This is a genomic window from Streptomyces sp. NPDC002787 (assembly GCF_053592095.1).
Genome location: NZ_JBSFVC010000028.1, coordinates 42333 through 64009 on the forward strand (window position 1 = coordinate 42333; position 21677 = coordinate 64009).

The following is a 21677-nucleotide window of genomic DNA, read 5'->3' on the forward strand; positions in this document are numbered from 1 at the left end:
GGAGCCGTACGGGAGGCGGCGGAGCGGGTCGCCGCGGGGCGGGCCCGGAACGACGGTGCGGGAAGGCAGCGGACGGGTTCTATGCGGGACGAGCTGCGGTTCGGACTGCTGGGTCCGCCGGTTCTGTACGAGACCGGGGGCGACGGCCGTTCGCATGGCGATCCCGGTCACGGCGTACGGCCCGTCGGCAGCGGCAAGATGCGTGCCCTGTTCGTCGCGCTGCTGCTCGAACCCGGGCGGATCGTCTCCGTCGACACTCTGAAGGACGTGCTGTGGGACGGCTCACCGCCGCCGTCCGCACACGCCTCCCTGCAGAACCATGTGACCCGGCTGCGCCGCCTGCTGGACGACCCCGACCGCCTGCGCGCCGTGCCGCCGGGCTATCTGCTCCGCGTCGGCGAGGGCGAGTTGGACGTCCGCGTCTTCGAGACCCGCGCCCGCGCCGCCCGCACCGCCCACGCCGCGCGCGACTGGAGCCGCACCCTGCGCGAGTCCACCGCCGCGCTCGCCCTCTGGCGGGGGACGCCGCTCAGCGGACTCCCGGTGGAGGAGTTCCGCGCCCAGGCGTTCGTCCAACGGCTGGAGGAGGCCCGGCTGTTGCTCCTGGAGCGACGGTACGACGCCGAACTCCATCTCGCGGCGGCCCCGGACGGCACGGCGGTGCACACGGGAGGGGACGCGCTCGGCGCCCTCGCCCCCGAACTCGCCGCCCTGGTGGCCGAACACCCGCTCCGCGAGGCCTTCCACCGGCTCCTCATGCTGGTTCTCCACCGCACGGGCCGCCAGGCCGAGGCCCTCGCCGTCCACCGCGACCTCCGCGCCCGCCTCCTCGACGAACTCGGCGTGGAACCGGGTCCGGCCGTACGCGACGCCCACGTGGAGATCCTGCGCGAACAGGACGCCGAGCCCCGGCCGGCGCCCCTCGGGCCCCCTGTCGACGAGCCCCCACCGCGCCCGGCCCAACTACCGCCTCCGCCAGCCCATTTCACGGGCAGGGAAGCGGTACTGGCGGAGCTGCGCCAGGCATTGGGTACGGGTGCGGACGAAGAGACCCGCGCCCCGACCCGGCCAGGGGCGCGGGGAACCGCGCGACCGGCCGCAACGAACCCGCACCCGCCGACCAACAGCTCCCCCCGAGCTCAGAGGCGCCCCGCTTCACCGACGGTGGTCATCAACGGCATGGCCGGCGTGGGCAAGAGCGCCCTCGCCCTCCACCTCGCCCACGAACTCTCCGAGCACTTCCCCGACGGCCAGCTGTACGTCAACCTCCACGGCGCCACCCCGGGCATGACCCCCCTCACCCCCGCCCAGGCCCTCGCCGCACTCCTCCGGGACCTCGGCACGGCCCCGCGCCGTATCCCCGAACACCCGGACGCGGCCGCCGCGTTGCTCCGCTCGACGCTCGCCCCCACCCGCACCCTCATGGTCCTGGATGACGCCGCCCACGCCGCCCAGGTACGCCCGCTGCTGCCCGCCGGCCCCGGCTGCGCGGTCATCGTGACGAGCCGTTCACCGCTGACCGCGCTGGACGGCGCCCACCGCTTCCCGCTCGCCCCGCTCTCGGACGACGAGAGCGCCGCCCTGCTGCGGGCGGCATCGGGCCGCGCGGCGGGCCTGGACGCCACGCATCCCCTCGTCGAACTCACCGGCCGGCTCCCGCTCGCCCTCCGCGTCGTCGCGGCCCGCCTCGCCGCCCGCCGCGCCCTCACCCCGGATGCCCTGGCCGGCCAACTCGCCGCCACGGAAGGCCGGTTGCACCACCTCGAATACGACGACCTGAGCGTCCGCCGTTCCCTCGCCGTCGCCCACGAGGCCCTGCGCGCCTCCGACCGCGAGGCCGACCGCGACGCCGCCCACGCCCTCCGCCGCATCGGCGCCCTCGACCTGCCCGCGTACGGCGCGCCCCTCCTCGCCCGCCTCACCGGCACCGACGAGTTCCGCGCCGAGACCGCCCTCGACCGCCTCGTCGACGTGGCCCTCCTGGAGGAGACGACGTACGGCCGGTACGTCCCCCACGATCTCGTACGCCACTTCGCCCGCGAACTCGCCGACAAGGCCGACACGGCCGAGGCCGTCGCACAGGCCCTCCGCTGGTATGCCGAACGCGCCCGGCAGAGCCTGCTGGTGATGCTCCCGCCGGGGTACGAGCGCGACGAACGCCTCCGCACGACGGCGACCACGGCCGAACCGCCGCCCATGGAGCCGCCGTTCGCCTTCGCCTCCGCCGAGGAGGCATTCGCCTGGGGCGACCGCGAACTCCCCAACATCGTCGCCCTGGTGGAACGCGAGCACGCCGAGGGCGGCGGTGCCGGCGCCGGTGTGGGGGCGGGGGCGGGCGCGGGTCGCGGGGGGGCGTCGGCGGCACTGGTCCCCGCCCTCGTCCGCCACCTCTTCCCGTATCTGCACCGAGGCGGCCGGCTCGCCGAGCTGGACGTGCTCGGGCGGCTGGCGCTGGACGTGGCCCGGTCGCTCGGGGACGACGAGGCCGAGGCGTTCGCGCTGACGGACCGGGCCGGGCTGCACTTCATGTCGGGCCGGGCCTCGGACGCGCTCGCCCTCAACGACCAGGGCCTGAGGCTGTGGCGGCGCCTCGGGGTGGTGTCCTGCGTACGGCGGTGCCTGAACAACCGGGGGCTCGTACTGGCGAGCCTCGGCCGCTACGAGGAGAGCGAGGAGACGCTGCGGCAGAGCCTGGAGCTGTCCCGGCAGCTCGACGACCCGTACGGCGAGGCGGTGACCTTCAGCCACCTCGGCAACCTGTACAAGCACACCGACGCGCGGGCCGCCATCGCCCACCACGAGCGGAGCCTCGCCCTCGGCGAGATCGCCGACAGCCTCGTCGTACGCCACACCGCGCACTGCAACATCGGCTACGCCCACCTGCGGCTCGGCGAACCGGCCGCCGCCGTACGCCACTTCGAGCAGAGCCTGCGGATCCTCGGCGACGACGAGGACTGGCAGGGCGAGTCCAAGTCCCGGCTCGGCCTCGTACGGGCCCTGCGGGAGCTGGGCCAGCCCGACCGCGCCGCCCACGAGTGCGCCGTCCTCCTCGACCTCGCCGACCGCCGAGCCGACGAGTACGCCGTAGGCCTCGCCCGCCACCAGCGGGGGCTGCTGCTGCGGGAGAGGGGCCGCAGGGAGGAGGCGTTCCGCGAGTGGGAGCGCGCCCAGGAGATCCTGGACGGCACGGAGTCGACGGTGGCGGTGGAACTGCGGGACCTGCTCAAGGCCCGGGAATGAGCCCGACCGCGGCAGCAGCCCCCTTTGTGCACCCGTGCGCACTTGGCGACCCGTGATCACTTGGCCTACCCGCGCTCACTTGGCGTCGGCGTAACACTCCACCACCGCCGTGGTGAACGGGAACCGCACCGGCGTCTCCCCGAAGGTCAGCCGCCCCGACAGCTCCGACGCCTCCCGGATGGCCGCCACGACGGCCTCGGCCTCCTCGGCCGGGCAGTGCACGATCACCTCGTCGTGCTGGAAGAAGACCAGCTCGGCGGCCATGTCGGCGAGGGAGCGGCGGAGGGCGGCGAGGAGGAGCAGGGTCCAGTCGGCGGCGCTGCCCTGGACGACGAAGTTGCGGGCGAAGCGGCCCCGGGCGCGGGAATTGGTGGAGGCGTACCCGGGCACCCACTCGTTGCCCTGGCCCTCCGAGGTCTCGTGGTCGGGGTCGGCCTGGGGGAGCCCCGCCTCCTCGCCCGCCGCGTCGGAGGCACCGGCCGCCGGTGGGCACGTACGCCCGAGCCAGGTCCGTACGAGCCGCCCCTCCTCACCCGCTCGGGCCGCGTCGTCGACGTACTGAACGGCTCTGGGGAACCGGCGGCGCAGCGCGGCGAGGTTCTTCAGCCCGTCCCCGGAGGTCTGCCCGTACACGGCACCCAGCACGGCGAGCTTGGCCTGCGCCCGGTCCCCGGAGAAGGCGCGGTCGGAGACGGACTGGTAGAGGTCGGTGGGACGGCCCGCGACCTCCATGAGCCCCGGATCACGGGAGATGGCGGCCAGCACTCTCGGCTCCATCTGATCGGCGTCGGCGACGACGAGCCGCCAGCTGGGGTCGGCCACGCAGGCCCGTCGGATGACCTTGGGGATCTGCAGCGCGCCCCCGCCGTTGGTGACCCACCGCCCGGTGACGGTGCCGTGTGCGAGGAACTCGGGCCGGAACCGCCCGTCCCGCACCCAGTCCTGCAGCCAGGACCAGCCGTGGGCGACCCAGATCCGGTACAGCCGCTTGTACTCGAGGAGCGGCTTCACGGCCGGATGGTCGACGCTCTCGATCTCCCAGCGCCGAGTGGACCGAATGCGGACCCCCGCCTGGCCGAAGGCCTTGACGACATCGGCGGGCAGGTCGGGGCGCACCCGCCGCCCGAAGGCGTTCGACACCTCCTCGGCGAGCTCGGCGAGCCGACGGGGCTCACCCCCACCCGCGTACCGCTCCCCGAGCATCTCGTGCAGCACCTCCCGGTGCACATCGGCCCGCCACGGCAGCCCCGCCCGGTTCATCTCGGCGGCGACGAGCATGCCGGCCGACTCGGCGGCGGTCAGCAGCCGCATCCGGTCCGGGTGGGCGGTGGCGTCATGCCGCCGCAGCTGGTCCGCGTACACCTCGACGAGGTCGGCAAGCGGCACATGGACGGGCCGGGGCTCGAAGAGAGAGGGCTGCGCGCCGGGCTCGGCGGAGCGGAGGGGCGGATCGGGCGGCACGGGGGCGTGGCGCAGCCGGGCAAGTGCGGCGGCAGCGGACCGGGGCTCCCCGAGCCGCCCCTCATGCCCGAGCAGCAGACTCTCGGCATCCTCGACGTCATAACACCGCTCGACGCGGATGCCCCCGGCGAGCAGCCGGGGGTAGACCTCGGTGGTGGCCCGCCACACCCACCGCCCGACCTCCGGCCCGCGTCGCCGCACGGCCTCCACGAGGTCGGCCTCCCACGTCACGGCCCCCGCGGGCAGCCCGTCCGGGCCGAGGGGGGCGACCTCCACACCACCATCCTCGGCCGATGCGAGCGCCCATCGGTCGGTCATGGGTGCGAGTGTGGCAGGGGGGTCTGACAGTGGGGCTCCGCCACGGGGGCGGCAGGCCGGGGGGCAGGTTCTCGCGTACGTGATCGGGCGCCCCGGCAGCGCGTGCGCAGACGTCTGCCGGGGGCGCTACGAGTCCCCGCACGGGGGACCGAACGACTACGCGCGGCCCACGATGTGGGCGCTGCCGCGCGAGGTCTGAACGGGCTGACGGCAGTCCGGTGCGTCTGCGGGCGCCGGGTGCCCGTCGAGATCCCGGCACAGGGCGGCGTGCAGATGCTCGGCGTCGACGCGGGAGAGCGCCAGCTCGACATCGGTCGGAGACTCCCCGTCGAGGGACAGCCGTAGCGGGACGGCCACGCGGCCATCGCCGATGCGGTGCACGCGGCTTCCCGGAGTGCGTTCGATTTCCCAGCTCGTGACGGCCTGCACCGACGGGTCCGATCCTGACGCGTCCAACGGTTCACCAGCAGTCGAGCGATATCCACATCCGACCGGCCACGCACTGCAGGACGCCTCGCTACGCCTGGTTCTTCTTCTCCGCTTCCACGACGGCCCGCAGCGCCTCCGCCACGTTCGCCTCGGTCGCCTCCTTGGTCACCCCAAGGCCGCTCAGCACCCCCTCCCCGTTCTCGAACTCCAGCAGTGCGAGCAGGATGTGCTCCGTGCCGATGTAGTTGTGGCCGAGGCGGAGGGCTTCGCGGAAGGTGAGTTCAAGGACCTTCTTGGCGTCGGGGCCGTAGGGGATGAGCTCGGGCACCTCGGCGGAGGCCGGCGGCAGAACGGCGGTCGCCGCCTCTCGTACCGCTTCCGGGGAGACGCCCTGCGCGACGATCGCCTTGGCTGCGAGACCCTCCGGTTCGGCGAGGAGGCCGAGGACGAGGTGGGCGGGCAGTCCTTCGACCGCGCCGGCGGCCTTGCCCTCGTCGTGCGCGGCCGTGACCACGTTCCGGGCGCGCGGGGTGAAGCGGCTGAAGCCCTGGCTGGGGTCGAGGTCCACCTCGCCCTTGGGCACGAACCGCTTCTGCGCGGCCTGCCGGGTCACGCCCATGCTCTTGCCGATGTCCGTCCAGGACGCGCCCGACCGCCGGGCCTGGTCCACGAAGTGGCCGATCAGGTGGTCGGCCACTTCACCGAGGTGGTCCGCGGCGATGACCGCGTCCTGGAGCTGGTCGAGAGGTTCGGGGTGGACCTTCTTGATGGCTTCGATGAGTTCGTCGAGACGGATGGAAGCGGTGACTCGCGGATTGGTCGTCATGTGTCAACCTTAGGTTGACAGCAGTTGAGTGTCAACCGAGAGTTGACACCCAGGCGCTTCTTTCGTCGGCGAGGTCGCCGCCAACCGCACCGTCAGCCGCGCGAACACCGTCCCGGTGAAGATGTTCAGCCCGCGCCACCGCCGGCTGCGGCGCGGCACTGACGAGGTGACGCGCCACTACGTCGTACAGCGCCACTCTCACGCGGCAGGGTCTGCTCCACGACGTCGACGGTCTGCGCGAGGAGTACGAGACCCGCTACGGGGAACTGCGGCGTGAGCTGCTCAGACGCCACGCTGCCGTCCTATGCGCCGTCCTGGCCGGGTTGTGCGGGCGCCAGTGCAGCCGTTCACGTTCTGTGGCGTTGAGCTCCGATGGAGCCGGCCGCTGGAACCAGCCGCATGCGAGGAGCAGGAGCGCCGGCCCACGCGAGAGGTAGGTGGCCTGGCGCGATCCGGGTACCCGGCGGTGGACACACCCGCCAGGCGGAGGTGGTCGACATGGCGACGGCGCACCATCCGGACCAGGTCCGGTCCGAGCGGGACCCCGAGCAGATCCTGATCCGGGGACAGCGGCAACAGATCATCGGGCTGCTGCTGATCATCAGCGTGTTTGTGCTGTTCGTGGCTCCGTGGATCGCGGGCTATCCCGAGACGGCCAAGGACGCGCACCGAAACGAGCTGGGTGCCGGGCTGGTCGTCCTGTTCCTCGCGATGGCCCGGTTCGTCTGGTACCCGGGCAAGTGGTCCGATCTGGCAGTGCCGGCGGCGGGTGCCTGGATGATGGCCTCGCCTTGGGCCCTCAGCCGGCAGAACACCGTGGTGTTCGACGGCACCCAGGTGATCGACGTCGTCGTAGGCATTGTTCTGGTGGTGCTGGCGGGCCTGTCCTCGCTGCTGCTTGTGCGCTCGGAACGGCACAGTGCCCGACAGAAGGCTCAGCGGGTGAGTGGTGCCGGGCACGAGCGCGGGCCAAACGCCGGCGGATTAACTTGAGCGACCCCACCACCCACAGCCTCCGCGAACGTCCTCGAAGTCATCCAGCCGGTCCGGGAGGAGTCATGTCGAAGTCCCTCAAGGAGCAGACGCCGCAGGAACTGGGCGGTCGGAGCAGTGTGCTGGTGCGACAGCGCCGTGATCACGCGGAGATCGACCGCCTCATGGAGCTGTACCGGCGCGGTGCCGGTCAGGAACGGGAACAGGCGTTGAAGAACGTCGTCCAGCTGGTCTTCAGCCACGCCTTCGCGGAGGAGACCGTGCTGTGGCCCGCCGTACGGCGCTCGGTCCCGGACGGAGAGGAGCTGACCGCCCGGGTCGAGGAGGAACACCAGCAGATCAACGATCTCGTGGCCGACATCGAACGGCTGCCTCCCGGGGATCCGGAACGCGAGGACAAGGTGGAGCGGGCGTTCGCGCTGATCCGGCAGGACATCAGGGACGAGGAGGACCTGCTCCTCCCGCGGTTGCAGGACGCGCTGGACACGGCCGGACTACGGCGCCTCGGCTCCCTCTGGGAGACGGTACGCCGCACCGCGCCCACCCATCCCCACCCGGTCGTCCCCCGTCGCCCACCAGGCAACGCCCTGCTGGGCGTGCCGCTGAGTCTTTACGACCGCGTGCGCGACGCACTCGGTCCCACGGGTTCGCACCGGGGAGGCGACGGGGCGTCCGGCCGGTGACCCCGTCCCAGACGGCTCACCGCCGCCCCACCGCCCCCACAACGGCAACCGCAGCCACCACGCCGCACACCCCCACACATCCCCCGACCACACCCCAGGGCACCGCCACCCCCACCGGCGCCGCCAGGACCCCCAAGGCCCCCGTCACCCCCGCCAGATTCACCGCGGTGACGGCGACCCCCAGCACCACCCCCACCACCACAGCGACCAGAGCCTCACCCACCACGACCACCCGCACCTGCCCCCGAGTCGCCCCCGCCAGCCGCAGTGACCGCAGCTCCGCACCCCGCGCCGACGTGGCCATCAGCAACGTCCCGGCCAGCGAGATCCCCGCGTACACGAGGGCGATCCCCAGCACCATGAAGAACCCCAGGCGAGTGTGGGCCTTGGACCCCGGACGGTTCGCCGCGAGCCACTCCTCGGCCGTCCGGACCGTCCCACCGGCCCCGGCCAAGTCCGCCGCGACCACCGCCCGATCGACCCCGCGCCCGACCCGCACATCGACCCGGTCCACCACGGCCCCACCCGCGTTCGCGGCCGTCACGTACGCCCCGTTGTCCCCGGTGCCCTGCGCGAGCACGGCCACGATCCTCAGCCGTACGGGACGCCCGTCCCCGAGCCACACCCGCACGGTCTGCCCGACCTCGTGCCGCTCCCACTCCTCGTTCACGACGATCGACCGGTCATCGAGATCGCGTACGTCCCCGGCGACCACCGGCAACCGCGACACCGACGCGAAGGCCGCCACATCCGTCACCGCCCGCGCGTCGGACCGTACGAGCGCGCTCCCCTCCTCCACCGCATACACAGCGGTCGAAGCCGACCCAGCCACGGTCACCCCATCGGCAGCCCCAGCTCGTACGCCGGCCCGTGCCCGATGCTCCGACCCAGCCGTCACGACGAAGTCCGCCCGAGTCCGGGCCTCCGCCTCCGCCCCCTTCGCCTCCGCCACCGTCCCCGCCGTCCCCAGCAGCGACCCGGCCAGCGCGACGGTCACCAGCACCGGCGCGGCCACGGCCGCGGTCCGGCGTACCGACGTGGCGGCGTTCTCGCGGATCAGCAGCCCGCCGGCCCCGGGCAACACCGCCCCCACCAGCCGTACGACCGGACGCACGAGCAGGGGCGCGAGCGCGGCCACCGCCGTGATCAGGAGCATCGGCTGGGTCGTGTACGTCTTCCGCTTCAGCAGCTCCGCCGGATCCGTCCCCAACTTCCAGGCCAGGAGCCCCAGTCCACCCGCCAGCAGAACGGAACCGATCACCCGGCGCGACAGCGGCAGCACCCCGGTGTCCACGGACGCCTCACGCAACGCCTCCACGGGCCCGATACGCCCCGCCCGCCGCGCCGCCACCCAAGCCCCCGCGAGCGCCACCGACACCCCTGTCCAGAAGGCCACGTGGTACGGCCACACCACCGCGTCCGGCACCGCGAACCACGTCGGCGCCACCCCGCCGTCCACCAACACCCGTACCAGCGAAGGCGCCCCCCACGCCCCCAGCGCACACCCCGCACCGGACGCCACGACCCCGACCGCGACCGCCTCCCCGAGCAGCAGCCGCCGTACCTGACCGGGCGTCGCCCCCGCCATCCGCAGCAGCCCGAACTCCCGCCTCCGCAAGGCCACCACGAAGGCGAAGGTCGACGCCGTCACGAACACCGACACGAAGACGGTGACCCCGGCCGCCGTCCCCAGCAGCGAGTTCACGGCGACCAACGCCTCCGCGTCCCGCTCGTACGACGGATCCACCTGCCGCCGCGCGTCACCGGTGAGCACCCGCGCCCGGTCCCCGACCACCGCCCGTACGTCCGCGACGGCCGCGTCCACCCCGACCGCGTCCACCCCGACCGCGTCCACCCCGACCGCGTCCACCCCTGGAGCGTCCCCGGCCGCCGCTCCGTCCGCCCCGTCCGTCGTCACCGGCCCCAGCTTCCGGAGTTCGGCCAGCAGTTGGTCGTCCACAGGGTGTGGATGAGCCAGCCTCTGCGACACCCGGGCCGTGCCCGGCCCCCGCCGCACCTCCACCGTGAGCCGGTCCAGACCCGCCACGACGACGGGGGAGGAGCCGAAACGCTCCGGCGCACGCGCGGGCGGATCCAGCGTCGCTGCGAGCCCCAGCCCCATCGCCGCCATCACCCCGACCCCCAACGCCACGGCGACGAACGACCCGACCAACGCGGCCCACCGCGTACGCAACGACGACAAGGTCAGCACGTCACACCACCCCCGACACCCGCCGTGCCCGCCACCCCGGCGACACGCTCCAGCCCCGCCATACGACCCGCCACCGCCTCCGCCGACGGCCGCACCAGCTCCCCGCTCACGCGCCCGTCGACGAGGAACACCACCCGGTCCGCGTACGACGCGGCCACCGGATCATGCGTGACCATGACCGTCGTCTGCCCCTCCCGGTCCACCAACTCCCGTAACAGGCACAGCACTTCGCGACTGGTCGTGGTGTCCAAGGCCCCCGTCGGCTCGTCGCCGAACAGCACCGCCGGGCGGGTGATCAACGCCCGGGCCAGCGCGACCCGCTGCTGCTGCCCGCCGGACAACTGGCCCGGCCGATGCCCGGCCCGCTCGGCCAGCCCCACGCGGGCCAGTGCCTCGCGCACCGCCCCGCGCGAGGGGCGCCGTCCGGCGAGCCGCAGGGGGAGGGCGACGTTCTGCGCGGCGGTCAGGGAGGGGAGGAGGTTGAAGGCCTGGAACACGAAACCGATCCGCTCCCGGCGCAGCAGCGTCAGACGCCGCTCGCTCATCCCGGCCAGCTCCACCCCGTCGACGCTCACCGTCCCGCCCGACGGCCGGTCCAGCCCCGCCGCACACTGCAACAGCGTCGACTTCCCCGACCCCGACGGCCCCATCACCGCCGTGAAGGTCCCGGCCCCGAAGTCCAGGTCCACCCCGTCGAGGGCGACGACCTCCCCGTACGACCGCCGCAGGCCCCGTACACGTACGGCCGCGAACCCGGTCTCTCCCGCCTCCGCCGAGGCCCTGTCTGTCTCTGTCGTGGTCATGCCCCAAGCGAACCGTCCGCGCCCCGCCCGCACACGACCCCTGGAGGGCGTCCTCGGGGTAGGGCCAGCCCTACCTACCGCCCCCGGTCGCCCCGGGCCGGCTCATGACACGATCGAACACGTGAGTACGACCAGCACGGTGGACCGCGCCTTCGAGGCGGCCCTCTACGCCGACACCGACGCCGCCCTCGACACCGGCGCCTCCCTGCTCGCCGCCGACCCGGCGGCCGACGCGGAACTCGCCCGGCGCGGACGGGAGTTCGTCGCCGGCGCATGGCGGCGCGGGTGGCAGCCCGCCGACGTCGTACGGTTCGCGCGGCGCGAGCTGGAGGACGAGCACGTACGACTCCTCGCGCGGCTCGTCGTCGAGGAGCACGAGCATGAGCAGGCGGGCGCCTCTCCACAGGCACCCGGCCCCCGCTGGGCCGCCCAGCTCGACGAGGTCGGGGAACTCGCGGCACACCCCACCCGCACGGACCGTTTCTCGCACGCCACCGTGTCCCTGGAGCTGTACCGCCTCCTGCTGCGCCTGCCCACCCTCGAACCCCTGGAGCGCCCCCAGGCGGCCAGCGGCGCGAAGAACTCGCCCCACCCGGAATCCCGCATGCTCGCCCGCATCCGCGCCCTCCTCGCCAAGGCGGAGGCGACCGGTTTCCCGGAGGAGGCGGAGGCGCTCAGCGCCAAGGCGCAGGAGCTGATGGCGCGGCACAGCATCGACGAGGCGCTGCTGGCGGCGCGGGCACACAGCAAGGACGTGCCCGGCGCCTGCCGGATCGGCGTCGACCCGCCGTACGAGACGGCGAAGGCGGTGCTCCTGGACGCCGTGGCCCGCGCCAACCGCTGCGAGGCCGTCTGGAACGAGGCCCTCGGCTTCTCCACGGTCGTCGGTTTCGAGGCCGACCTGGAGGCGGTCGAGCTGCTCCACACCTCGCTCCTCGTCCAGGCCACCACCGCGATGACCAAGGCGGAGGCCGCCCAGCGCAAGGGCGGCCGCAAGCGGACGAAGACCTTCCGGCAGTCGTTCCTGGCCGCCTACGCCCACCGCATCGGCGACCGTCTGGCAGCGGTGGCCGAGGCCCAGATCGCGGAGGCGGAGGCGGAGCGAGCGGGTGGGGGAGGGGCGGGCGCCCCGGAGCAGGACCTCCTGCCCGTCCTGGCCGCACGTGACGTCGCGGTCCGTGACCAGTTCACCCGCATGTTCCCGGAGACGGTGACCACCCGCGTCCGAGGCGTCAGCGACGCGGCGGGCTGGCAGCAGGGCGCGGAGGCGGCGGACCGCGCCCAGGTCCGGGCACGACCCCGGCTGCCGTCGTGACTCGGCCGCCGTCGTGACTCGGCTGCCGGTGTGACTCGGCCGCTGCGGCGACTCGGCCGCCGCTGTGACTCAGTCGCCCACCGGCAGGAACGGCCCCACGTGCGCGTCCAGCGTGCCCCCCGACGTGAACGCGACCTCCGCGTCCGGCCAGTCGTAGCTGTTGGCCTTGGTCTCGCCGGGCAGGCCGAAGCTCAGCTTGTCCACGTCGGCGCCCTTCTCCGGGTCACCGGCCGGCCCGCGCACGTAGGCGATGGTGAAACTCACCGACTGCCCGTCCCCCAGCGTCACCTCGGTGTCCTCGGACGTCCCCTCCTGCGCCACGATCGGCATGGACTTCTCACCGAAGCGCAGTTCGACGTGGGCGTTGCCCTTCAGCGTGCAGGCGGCGCCGCTCTTGTTGGTGACGGTGACCGGTACGGCACCCTCGTCGCCGGCGGCCGGGGCGGCGCTGCTCGGCCCGACCTCGAAGTCGGCCTGCGCGGCCGTGCAGGCGGCCCCCTTGGCGGCCTCGGGCGTGGCCGCGCCCGTCGTGCTGTCGCCACCCCCGCCGTCCCCGCCGTCACTGCTGCAGGCGGTCAACGTGAGAGCCGCGAGGAGGGCGGCGGCGATGGCGGTCGGAGCGGTGCGCATGCGATTCCCGGGGAGTTCGTGGCTGTCACAGCCGACGCCGGCTGTCATAGCAGCGGTGGCTGTCATGGCCGTGGTGGCTGTCAGAGCTGGTGATGGTGTGCACGGATGGGACGGGCCACGAAACCCGGAGGTTCCGAGGCCCGCCCCACCCATGATCTACGATCCGGCACTGGCCGTGGGCAGATCCGTCGGCAGCCCGGACGGCATCGTCCCCTCGGCCTTCTGGAACGTCTCCTCGCCGACGCCGCCCTCCCACGTGATCGTGAGGGACTTGGCGGTGACCTCGTCCACCATGCCCTCGGTGCGGTCGTCGCTGCCGTCCTGGCACTTGAGGCTGATCATCCGCATGTTCGCCTCGTCGGAGACCTTGCCGCCGCACACCGAGGTGCCCACGAAGACCGCGACCTCCTCGCCGTTGACGAACAGGGCGACCGGCTTGCCCCCGGTCGTGGCCAGCCAGTTGCCCTGCATCTCGGTCTGGGCGCCGGAGGATCCGCCGGAGTCGGAGCCGCCGCCGTCCGAGCTCTCCGTCGCCTTCGGGGCGGCGGACGACTCCGTGGCCTCGGAGCCGCCGTCGTCGCTGCTGCACCCGGTCAGTACGAGCGCGGCCGCGAGACCGGCCGCCGCGGCCGCGACGCGCACGCGCCGGCGCGCGGAGGTCGCTCTGGTCGCGGGCCTTGCCGTCATCGCCGTAGTCACTGGAGGTCTCCCCAAGGGTGTGGCCGGATCCTGTCGCCGCGCCGGGCCGGGCGCCGCGGCGACAGCGGCAAGCTACCAGGAGCAGCTCTGCGACAGATGGCCGGGAACTGTGAGGACTCCGAGGACGACGGGGACACTCCGGCGCCCGGCCCTCGACGGAACGAACCCGCCTCCACCAGGATGACCTGCCTCTACCGGAACGAACCAGCCCCTACCACGACGACTTGCGCACCCCCGGCAGGAACCCGGCGTGCGCCTGCTCCCGCAGGCTCACCCGCGACAGCCCGAACGTCCGGAAGTAGCCGCGCGGCCGCCCGTCCACTTGGTCCCGGTTGCGTACGCGGGTGGCGCTGGCGTCACGCGGCTGCCGGCGCAACTCCTGTTGGGCGGCGTCGCGTTCGGCCTCGGTGGAGGAGGGCCGCCGGATGATCTCCTTCAGCTCGGCCCGCCGCTCGGCGTACCGCGCGACGATCTCCTGCCGCTTCTCGTTCTTCGCGATCTTGCTCTTCTTCGCCATCAGACACCCACTCCCGTCAGATCTTCACGCCGCGCGCACGGATCCGCGCGACCGCGGCCTCCACGCCGATGACGTCCACGGTCTTGATCCCCTTGGCGCTCAGCCGGAGCCGCACATGGCGGTTCTCGCTGGGCAGCCAGTAGCGCTTGGACTGGATGTTCGGGTCGAAACGGCGTGACGTGCGCCGGTGGGAGTGCGAGATGCGGTTGCCGAAGCCGGGCTGGGCGCCGGTCAGCATGCAGTGGGCGGACAAGGGTGATGCACCTCTCTCGATCCAGTGGTGTAAATGGAATTCATTTTCAGTAAGATATCAGCATGGCACGCAACGAACTCCGACCGGTCATCAAACTCCGGTCCACGGCCGGCACCGGCTACACCTACGTCACCCGCAAGAACCGCCGGAACGACCCCGACCGGCTGACGCTGCGCAAGTTCGACCCGATGGTCGGCCGCCACGTCGACTTCCGAGAGGAGCGCTGACCGCGATGAAGAAGGACATCCACCCGTCGTACGGGCCCGTCGTCTTCCGGGACCGCGCCGCGAACCACACCTTCCTCACCCGCTCGACGATGACGAGCGAGAAGACGATCGAGTGGGAGGACGGCAACACCTACCCCGTGGTCGACGTCGAGATCTCCAACGTCAGCCACCCCTTCTACACGGGCACCGCGCGCGTGCTGGACACGGCCGGCCGCGTGGAGAAGTTCGAGAAGCGGTACGGCGCCGGGAAGAAGCGGGGCTGACCGACGTGACCCAGCTGTCTGTCGCGATCGTCGGCGGGCTGCACGCCGACGCCCGGCGGGCCGCCGTCGAGGCGCTGCTCGCCGGGGTCCCGGGCAGCGTCGCGCTGCACCACGACCTCTCCGACGCCACCGAGGGCCCCGAAGCCAAGGTCGTCCGGACCGTCCGTGACGCGGCGGGCCTCATCTCCACTGGTGAGACCCCGCTCGTCAACGACTGCGCGTGCTGCGCCCTGCGCGAGGACCTCGTCCCCGAACTGGAGCGCCTGGCCGACGCGGGCCTGACCCGGCTGGCCGTGGTCGAACTCTGGGACTCGGTCGAGCCGAAGGCCATGGCCGAGGTGATCGCCGCCGGCGGCCTGCGCCTCACCTCGGTCATCACGGCCGTCGACCCCGCCCTCCTCCTCCCCTACCTCGGCAACGGCGACGACCTCGCCGACCGAGGCCTCGCCGCCGCCACCACCGACCAACGCACCGTCGCGGACACCTTCGCCCGCCAACTCGAATACGCCCCGATCCTGGCCGTACTCGACTCGGAGGAAGCGGACGACGAGGACAGGGCCCTCCTGGCCCAACTGCACCCGACGGCGCAACGGGTGCCCATTCACAGCGGGGTCGGAGCGCAGGAACGGGCCGCAGGTCCGAAAAGGGGCGCGGGGAACTGCGCGACCAGCCACGAAGCACTTGCGCCCGACAACGTGCCCCACCCCCGACGGCGCCTGGTCGAAGCCGCGCTTGCCGGAGGCTTCGACGTTGAGGCCGCCGCCGCAGCCCAACACCCGGCGTGCGCCCTCCTCCCCACCGACGCCGACGAGCACGGCGTCACCACCCTCGTCTGGCACCGCCACCGCCCCTTCCACCCGGAGCGGCTGTACGCGGCGCTGGAAGACCTCTGCTGCGCGGCCGCCCGCAGCCGCGGCCGGTTCTGGCTCGCCGAGCGCCCCGACACCCTGCTGCACTGGGACGCGGCCGGCGGCGCCCTCTGCGTGGAGTCGGTCGGCCCCTGGCTCGCCTCGCTCCCGGACGCCGCCTGGGACATGGTCCCCCCGGTCCGCCGGGCCGCCGCCGCCCTCGACTGGCACCCGGAACACGGCGACCGCTGCCAGCACCTGGTCTTCACCTCCCCGGGCCTGGATCGCGACGGACTCGAACGGCTCCTGGAGTCCTGTCTGCTCACCGACGCCGAGTACGCCGCCGGGCGCGCCGCCTGGGAGCGGCTGCCACGCCCCTTCGACACCTTCCTGGAGGTCTGAACCGTCATGCCCCGCAAGCCGGAGCGCAAGCCCGCCAAGTCCCGCCCCAATCCGCTGGACCAGGCCAAGATCACGTACATCGACTACAAGGACACCGACCTGCTGCGGCGGTTCATCTCCGACCGCGGCAAGATCCGCAGCCGCCGGGTCACCCGCGTCACCGCCCAGCAGCAACGACAGCTCGCCCGCGCCATCAAGAACGCCCGCGAGATGGCGCTCCTGCCGTACTCCTCGCGCTGACGCCACCCACCGAACCACCGCCGCCCACCGAACCCCCCGCACCCGCCGAACCACCGCCCCCCACCCAGCCCCGGAGAGGTCCACCCACCTCCCCGGGGCCGCTCGTTTCCCGCCAACCTGCGCATGGCCGTCCCGCCGCCTGAACCGCACGGGCCCGCACCCCGTAGGGAGGGACAGGGGGACATGGGGACACGAACCAGGACGACATGAGCCCCGGATGGAACAGGAACGCCCCGGCGTACGTCTCTCCAGTGCGGTAACCGCAGGAACACGCCTCGTGCACGTGCATCTGCTCGTGCATACGCAGATGCATACGCTCCTGCATTAGCACATGAACAAAGCTATGATCCGGGGCAGTTGACCACCGCATCACTGGCATCAATGGCATCACTGGCCACACCAGTGCCGATGCGCATCAAGCGCACCACTGCACCACCCCGGGGAGCGACCTGTGGACCACGACGTGTACGGCGTGGATGACGTGTACAACGGCATGGCCGCGAGGGAGCTCACCGAGCTCCACGCGGTGGCCTGGCAGAAGAGCCGGCACAGCAACTCGCAGGGCAACTGCGTGGAGTTCGCCCGGCTGCCCGGCGGTGAGGTGGCGGTGCGCAACTCCCGCTTCCCCGACGGTCCGGCGCTCGTCTACACGCGCGCCGAGATCGAGGCGATGCTCCTGGGAGTCAAGGACGGCGAGTTCGACCACCTGGTGGGATAACCGCGCTCGGTGACGGGGGAGCCGACGGGCCCGACCCGTGTGACACGCGTAGAACCGCGGCACGGAAAAGTGCCGCGGTTCCTCAATGGGCGGACGGGCGGACCGGTGCCGACGGCACCTGGAACAGCGCCCACACCACCTTGCCGCTGAGCGCGCCGCCGAGTGGGTGCCAGCCCCAGCTGTCCGCGAACGAGTCGACCAGGAACAGTCCGCGCCCCGACTCCGCCGAGAAGTCCTCCGAGTCGCCGGCGACCGGACTGTCGTGGCTGGGGTCGCGCACCGCGCAGACCAGCCGCTCGGTCCAGCGCATCAAGTGCAGCCGTACGGGCGGGTCCTGGGCCGGACACGGTCCGTTGCCGGTGGGCAGGCCGTGCCGCAGGGCGTTGGTGACGAGTTCCGAGACCACGAGGCAGACGTCGTCGAAGTGGTCGTCCAGCCGCCACTGGTCGAGCGTGCCCCGGGTGAACTGCCGTGCCTCGCGCACCGCTTCGTAGCGGGTCGGCAGCGCGCAGGACGCGGCGTTGGACACGGTCGCGGGATCAAGTGGCGGGAGTCCCTGCCGTAAGGGTTCGAGCATGGTCGATCCATTCGTCCCCATGCGAGGCACTCCCGGGTGTTCGCGGTCGTTGCGATGCAGCGGTGGCGCGAGACCATGGTTTCTGATGCGCCCTGCAGATGCAAGGGCAGATGCACGTGCACGCGCCCGAAATGGACCTTCCCATACCGCTTGTTCAACATTTCTTCTGCGGCCTGCCCCGGGTGCTCCCTCGTCCCATCCGTCTCAGCTGTTGAAGACTTTCCCTTTCTGTAACCGCGCGAGTGCGGATCGGAGTGGTTTAGTGGCAGACTGCGGCCCTTGAAGAAGTTGGGGAGGCTGGACGAACGTGGGCGCCGGTGAATCGAGCGGGTCGGTGGTGAGGCGGATGCTGCTGGGCTCGCATCTCAGGCGGCTGCGCGAGTCGCAGGGGATCACCCGGGAGAAGGCCGGGTACTCGATCCGCTCCTCCGAGTCGAAGATCAGTCGGATGGAACTCGGCCGGGTCAGCTTCAAGACCCGTGACGTGGAGGACCTGTTGACCCTCTACGGCGTCACAGACGAGACCGAGCGCACCTCACTGCTCTCCCTGGCGAAGGAAGCCAATGTCGCCGGCTGGTGGCACAGCTACTCGGACGTCCTGCCCAGCTGGTTCCCCACCTACGTCGGCCTGGAAGCCGCGGCCCACCTCATCCGCAGCTACGAAGTCCAGTTCGTGCACGGCCTGTTGCAGACCGAGGCGTACGCCCACGCCGTCGTCGCCCGGGGCATGAAAGGCGCGAGCGAGGCCGAGATCGACAAGCGGGTGGCCCTGCGCATGGAGCGCCAGAAGTACCTGGTGTCCGAGAGTGCCCCCGAGTTCCACTGCGTCCTCGACGAGGCCGCGCTGCGCCGGCCGTACGGCGACCGGGAAGTGATGCGGGGTCAGCTCCAGCATCTGATCGAGATCTCGGAGCGCCCGAACGTACGGCTGCAGGTCATGCCGTTCAGCTTCGGCGGCCACTCCGGCGAGAGCGGCGCCTTCACGGTGCTGAGCTTCCCCGAGTCCGACCTCACCGACGTCGTCTACCTCGAACAGCTCACCAGCGCGCTCTACCTGGACAAGCGCGAGGACATCGCCCAGTACGAGCGGGCGATCAAGCAGCTCCAGGACGACAGCCCGTCCCCGGCCGAGAGTCGGGACCTGCTGCGGGGACTGCTCCAGCTCTCCTGAGGCACGTCCTGAGGCCCGCCGGCTCCCCTGAGAGTCTTCACGGAGTCTCCCGAGTAACTCTCCAACTCCCCTTACTCACAAGTACGATGACGTGTGATCAATCTTGATCGATGCCGACTGATTGAGGATCACATGTCGTCCTACTTCACCGACCTGGCCCAGCAGTACATCGGTGGCGAGTGGCGCCCGGGCTCAGGCTCCTGGGACATCATCGACTTCAACCCGTACGACGACGCGAAGCTCGCCTCGATCACGATCGCCACGGTCGACGAGGTGGACGAGGCCTATCGGGCCGCCCAGGCCGCTCAGAAGGAATGGGCCGAGGTCAACGCCTATGCGCGTCGTGCGGTCTTCGAGAAGGCCCTGAAGGTCATCGAGGAGCGCGAGCAGGAGATCACCGAGGTGATCATCGCCGAGCTCGGCGGTACGCGTCTGAAGGCCGGGTTCGAGCTGCACCTCGCCAAGGAGTTCCTGCGCGAGTCCGTCCAGCTGGCGCTGCGCCCCGAGGGCCGGATCATCCCGTCGCCGATCGACGGCAAGGAGAACCGCCTCTACCGGGTGCCGGTCGGTGTGGTGGGCGTCATCAGCCCCTTCAACTTCCCGTTCCTGCTCTCCATCAAGTCGGTCGCCCCGGCCCTCGCGCTCGGCAACGGCGTGGTGCTGAAGCCGCACCAGAACACCCCGATCACCGGCGGCACCCTGGTCGCGAAGATCTTCGAGGAGGCCGGCCTGCCGGGCGGTCTGCTCAACGTCGTCGTCACCGACATCGCCGAGATCGGCGACGCCTTCATCGAGCACCCGATCCCCAAGCTCATCTCCTTCACCGGCTCCGACAAGGTCGGCCGCCATGTCGCCACGGTCGCCGCCTCGCACTTCAAGCGCTCGATCCTCGAACTGGGCGGCAACAGCGCGCTGGTGGTCCTGGACGACGCGGACATCGACTACGCCGTCGACGCGGCCGTCTTCTCGCGCTACGTCCACCAGGGCCAGGTCTGCATGGCCGCCAACCGCGTCCTCGTCGACCGCTCGATCCAGGCCGAGTTCACCGAGAAGTTCGTGACCAAGGTGAAGTCCCTGAAGGTCGGCGACCCGAGCGACCCGCAGACGGTCATCGGCCCGGTCATCAACTCCTCCCAGGCGGACGCCCTCTCGTCCGTCGTCGAGCAGGCCCTCGCCGAGGGCGCCACGGCGCTCCTCCGAGGCACCACGACCGACAACCTGGTCGAGCCGTCCGTCCTCACCGACGTGCCCGCCGACTCCGCCCTCCTCCGGCAGGAGGTCTTCGGCCCCGTCGTCTTCCTCATCCCCTTCGACGGCGAGGAGGAGGCCGTCCGCATCGTCAACGACACCCCGTACGGCCTCAGCGGCGCCGTCCACACCGGTGACATCGAGCGGGGCGTGCACTTCGCCAAGCAGATCGACACCGGCATGTTCCACGTCAACGACGGCACCGTCCACGACGAGCCCCTCGTCCCCTTCGGCGGCGAGAAGCACTCCGGCATCGGCCGCCTCAACGGCGAGACCACGGTGGACGCCTTCACCACCCAGAAGTGGATCTCGGTCCAGCACAAGCGGAGCTTCTTCCCGTTCTGAGGTTCGCACCTTCCGGACGCCCGGGACCGCACGTAAGAGACATGCATCTAGCCGGACACTAGGTGCATGTCTGCCACGTATCCGATCGCGGAAGCGCGGGGAAGACTCGGGGAACTCGCCCGCCGAGCCGCCCAGCACGAGCACATCACCCTGACCGACCGCGGCGTTCCGGCCGCCGTCCTCATCTCCCCCACGGAGCTCGAGGAACTGCACTGACAGGTGCTGTGGGAACCGGCGGCGCTCAATACGGCTGCCGGGTATCTCAAGGACGACCCGGGCAGTCCGACGCGCTACTGCGGGCCACCGACCCACTCGCCGCGAACGAGCGGCCGTGGGCTCGCGTGCCTGGGGTACGGACCACCACCGCCGCCGCCTGCACCACGGCCCTCGGCGCGTCCTGTCCCGCGTCGACTCGGAGGCACGCACACCCCACCACAGCGAGCACCTCGGCCGCACCGGCGCGAAAGGCGCCCCGGGGACCGGGGCCCGGGGCGATAGTCGGCGGCTTTCGAGGCCGCCCGTCGGGGAGCGGGGCGTGTCCCGCCGCTGACCTGGCGGCCCTACGCTGGGCCCATGTCAGCGATCCGTCTTCTCGTGCTCGGCGCCGTGCGCCAGCACGGGCGGGCCCACGGCTACCAGGTACGCAACGACCTGGAGTACTGGGGCGCGCACGAGTGGTCCAACGCCAAGCCCGGTTCGATCTACCACGCCCTGAAGCAGATGGCGAAACAGGGACTGCTGGTCGCGCACGAGATCGCCCCCTCCACGGTCGGCGGGCCGCCCCGCACGGAGTACACGATCACCGACGCCGGCACCGAGGAGTTCTTCGCGCTGCTGCGGGAGTCCCTCGCCACATACCACCAGAAACCGGACGTCCTCTCGGCCGGGCTCGGCTTCATGGTCGACCTCGGCCGGGCGGAGGTGCTCGGCCTCCTGGAGGAGCGGGTGAAGGCCATCGGCGCCTGGCGCGAGGGCATCACCGACTACTATGCGCCCGAGGAGGGCCCGGCCCAGTTCGGGCACATCGGCGAGATCATGAACTTCTGGCTCGACACCTCCGACAGCGGCGCCGCGTGGACCCGCAGCCTCATCGAACGCATCCGCGGCGGCGCCTACACCTTCGCGGGGGAGGGCGAGCCGTTCGTCGGTGTCCTCGCGGAGGGCCAGGACAACCCGTACGCGACGGGGGAACGGCACCCGGGGGACGACCACTAATCAAGTTTGACCACCAGCCTTCGAGGCGTTATCTTCATCTGTGT

Annotated in this window: 23 protein-coding genes; 13 read left to right on the forward strand and 10 right to left on the reverse strand. The window is 71.8% G+C overall.

Going from position 1 to position 21677, the window contains the following annotated elements; genetic code table 11:
- Positions 1 to 81 precede the first annotated feature (81 nt).
- Positions 82 to 3240 carry a BTAD domain-containing putative transcriptional regulator gene (locus ACWD26_RS33090; protein ID WP_451275726.1) on the forward strand — a complete coding sequence of 1053 codons (3159 nt, stop codon included), beginning with the start codon at positions 82 to 84 and terminating at the stop codon, positions 3238 to 3240.
- A 75-nt stretch (positions 3241 to 3315) separates the two neighbouring features.
- On the opposite strand, the gene ACWD26_RS33095 is transcribed toward ACWD26_RS33090, so the two are convergent.
- The 3 genes from ACWD26_RS33095 to ACWD26_RS33105 form a co-directional block, all read right to left on the reverse strand.
- Positions 3316 to 5019 carry a bifunctional 3'-5' exonuclease/DNA polymerase gene (locus tag ACWD26_RS33095; protein ID WP_451275646.1) on the reverse strand — a complete coding sequence of 568 codons (1704 nt, stop codon included), beginning with the start codon at positions 5017 to 5019 and terminating at the stop codon, positions 3316 to 3318.
- Positions 5020 to 5175: 156 nt separating this feature from the next.
- Positions 5176 to 5400, reverse strand: coding sequence for a hypothetical protein (locus ACWD26_RS33100; protein ID WP_451275647.1), 225 nt, complete (start codon positions 5398 to 5400; stop codon positions 5176 to 5178).
- Positions 5401 to 5536: 136 nt separating this feature from the next.
- The gene (locus ACWD26_RS33105) at positions 5537 to 6274 is read right to left on the reverse strand and encodes a Clp protease N-terminal domain-containing protein (protein WP_451275648.1); all 738 of its coding nucleotides are present in this window, start codon (positions 6272 to 6274) and stop codon (positions 5537 to 5539) included.
- A gap of 498 nt (positions 6275 to 6772) precedes the next feature.
- Here ACWD26_RS33105 and ACWD26_RS33110 point away from each other — a divergent pair, with 498 nt between their 5' ends.
- Positions 6773 to 7267, forward strand: coding sequence for an SPW repeat domain-containing protein (locus ACWD26_RS33110; RefSeq protein WP_451275649.1), 495 nt, complete (start codon positions 6773 to 6775; stop codon positions 7265 to 7267).
- 65 nt (positions 7268 to 7332) lie between these two features.
- Complete coding sequence (locus tag ACWD26_RS33115) at positions 7333 to 7950, forward strand: hemerythrin domain-containing protein (RefSeq protein ID WP_451275650.1); 618 nt, start codon at positions 7333 to 7335, stop codon at positions 7948 to 7950.
- Positions 7951 to 7966: 16 nt separating this feature from the next.
- Here the strand turns inward: ACWD26_RS33115 and ACWD26_RS33120 are convergent, their stop codons facing one another.
- Positions 7967 to 10162, reverse strand: a complete 2196-nt coding sequence (locus tag ACWD26_RS33120) for an ABC transporter permease (RefSeq protein ID WP_451275651.1) — start codon at positions 10160 to 10162, stop codon at positions 7967 to 7969.
- Positions 10156 to 10965 carry an ABC transporter ATP-binding protein gene (locus tag ACWD26_RS33125; RefSeq protein WP_451275652.1) on the reverse strand — a complete coding sequence of 270 codons (810 nt, stop codon included), beginning with the start codon at positions 10963 to 10965 and terminating at the stop codon, positions 10156 to 10158. The genes ACWD26_RS33120 and ACWD26_RS33125 overlap by 7 nt, the downstream gene beginning before the upstream one ends.
- 121 nt (positions 10966 to 11086) lie before the next feature.
- On the opposite strand from ACWD26_RS33125, the gene ACWD26_RS33130 reads away from it, so the two are divergent.
- Positions 11087 to 12280, forward strand: coding sequence for a DUF2786 domain-containing protein (locus tag ACWD26_RS33130; protein WP_451275653.1), 1194 nt, complete (start codon positions 11087 to 11089; stop codon positions 12278 to 12280).
- A 69-nt stretch (positions 12281 to 12349) separates the two neighbouring features.
- Here the strand turns inward: ACWD26_RS33130 and ACWD26_RS33135 are convergent, their stop codons facing one another.
- The 4 genes from ACWD26_RS33135 to rpmB form a co-directional block, all read right to left on the reverse strand.
- Positions 12350 to 12910 (reverse strand): DUF4232 domain-containing protein, encoded by a 561-nt coding sequence (locus ACWD26_RS33135; protein WP_451275654.1) that lies wholly within the window; start codon positions 12908 to 12910, stop codon positions 12350 to 12352.
- Between the two features lie 156 nt (positions 12911 to 13066).
- Positions 13067 to 13597 carry a hypothetical protein gene (locus ACWD26_RS33140; protein WP_451275655.1) on the reverse strand — a complete coding sequence of 177 codons (531 nt, stop codon included), beginning with the start codon at positions 13595 to 13597 and terminating at the stop codon, positions 13067 to 13069.
- Between the two features lie 223 nt (positions 13598 to 13820).
- Entirely contained in the window at positions 13821 to 14126 is a 306-nt protein-coding gene (gene rpsN / locus ACWD26_RS33145) for a 30S ribosomal protein S14 (protein WP_451275656.1), read from the reverse strand.
- 16 nt (positions 14127 to 14142) lie between these two features.
- A complete protein-coding gene (rpmB, locus tag ACWD26_RS33150) occupies positions 14143 to 14379 on the reverse strand; it encodes a 50S ribosomal protein L28 (RefSeq protein ID WP_451275657.1) in 237 nt (78 codons plus the stop codon).
- Between the two features lie 62 nt (positions 14380 to 14441).
- On the opposite strand from rpmB, the gene rpmG reads away from it, so the two are divergent.
- The 5 genes from rpmG to ACWD26_RS33175 all read left to right on the forward strand — a co-directional run bounded on the left by rpmG (position 14442) and on the right by ACWD26_RS33175 (position 17077).
- Entirely contained in the window at positions 14442 to 14606 is a 165-nt protein-coding gene (gene rpmG / locus ACWD26_RS33155; protein WP_451275658.1) for a 50S ribosomal protein L33, read from the forward strand.
- Between the two features lie 5 nt (positions 14607 to 14611).
- Complete coding sequence (locus ACWD26_RS33160) at positions 14612 to 14869, forward strand: type B 50S ribosomal protein L31 (RefSeq protein ID WP_033524682.1); 258 nt, start codon at positions 14612 to 14614, stop codon at positions 14867 to 14869.
- Between the two features lie 5 nt (positions 14870 to 14874).
- Positions 14875 to 16119 carry a CobW family GTP-binding protein gene (locus ACWD26_RS33165; protein ID WP_451275659.1) on the forward strand — a complete coding sequence of 415 codons (1245 nt, stop codon included), beginning with the start codon at positions 14875 to 14877 and terminating at the stop codon, positions 16117 to 16119.
- A gap of 6 nt (positions 16120 to 16125) precedes the next feature.
- Complete coding sequence (rpsR, locus tag ACWD26_RS33170; RefSeq protein ID WP_451275660.1) at positions 16126 to 16359, forward strand: 30S ribosomal protein S18; 234 nt, start codon at positions 16126 to 16128, stop codon at positions 16357 to 16359.
- 451 nt (positions 16360 to 16810) lie between these two features.
- Complete coding sequence (locus tag ACWD26_RS33175) at positions 16811 to 17077, forward strand: DUF397 domain-containing protein (protein ID WP_451275661.1); 267 nt, start codon at positions 16811 to 16813, stop codon at positions 17075 to 17077.
- A gap of 82 nt (positions 17078 to 17159) precedes the next feature.
- Here the strand turns inward: ACWD26_RS33175 and ACWD26_RS33180 are convergent, their stop codons facing one another.
- On the reverse strand, positions 17160 to 17675 hold the full coding sequence (locus tag ACWD26_RS33180; protein WP_451275662.1) for an ATP-binding protein: 516 nt from the start codon (positions 17673 to 17675) through the stop codon (positions 17160 to 17162).
- 325 nt (positions 17676 to 18000) lie between these two features.
- Here ACWD26_RS33180 and ACWD26_RS33185 point away from each other — a divergent pair, with 325 nt between their 5' ends.
- The 4 genes from ACWD26_RS33185 (at position 18001) to ACWD26_RS33200 (ending at position 21633) form a co-directional block, all read left to right on the forward strand.
- The gene (locus ACWD26_RS33185) at positions 18001 to 18825 is read left to right on the forward strand and encodes a helix-turn-helix domain-containing protein (RefSeq protein ID WP_451275663.1); all 825 of its coding nucleotides are present in this window, start codon (positions 18001 to 18003) and stop codon (positions 18823 to 18825) included.
- Between the two features lie 132 nt (positions 18826 to 18957).
- A complete protein-coding gene (locus tag ACWD26_RS33190; RefSeq protein ID WP_451275664.1) occupies positions 18958 to 20418 on the forward strand; it encodes an aldehyde dehydrogenase family protein in 1461 nt (486 codons plus the stop codon).
- Positions 20419 to 20484: 66 nt separating this feature from the next.
- Entirely contained in the window at positions 20485 to 20634 is a 150-nt protein-coding gene (locus tag ACWD26_RS33195; RefSeq protein ID WP_451275665.1) for a type II toxin-antitoxin system prevent-host-death family antitoxin, read from the forward strand.
- Positions 20635 to 20991: 357 nt separating this feature from the next.
- A complete protein-coding gene (locus tag ACWD26_RS33200) occupies positions 20992 to 21633 on the forward strand; it encodes a PadR family transcriptional regulator (protein ID WP_451275666.1) in 642 nt (213 codons plus the stop codon).
- The last annotated feature ends 44 nt before the right edge of the window (positions 21634 to 21677 follow it).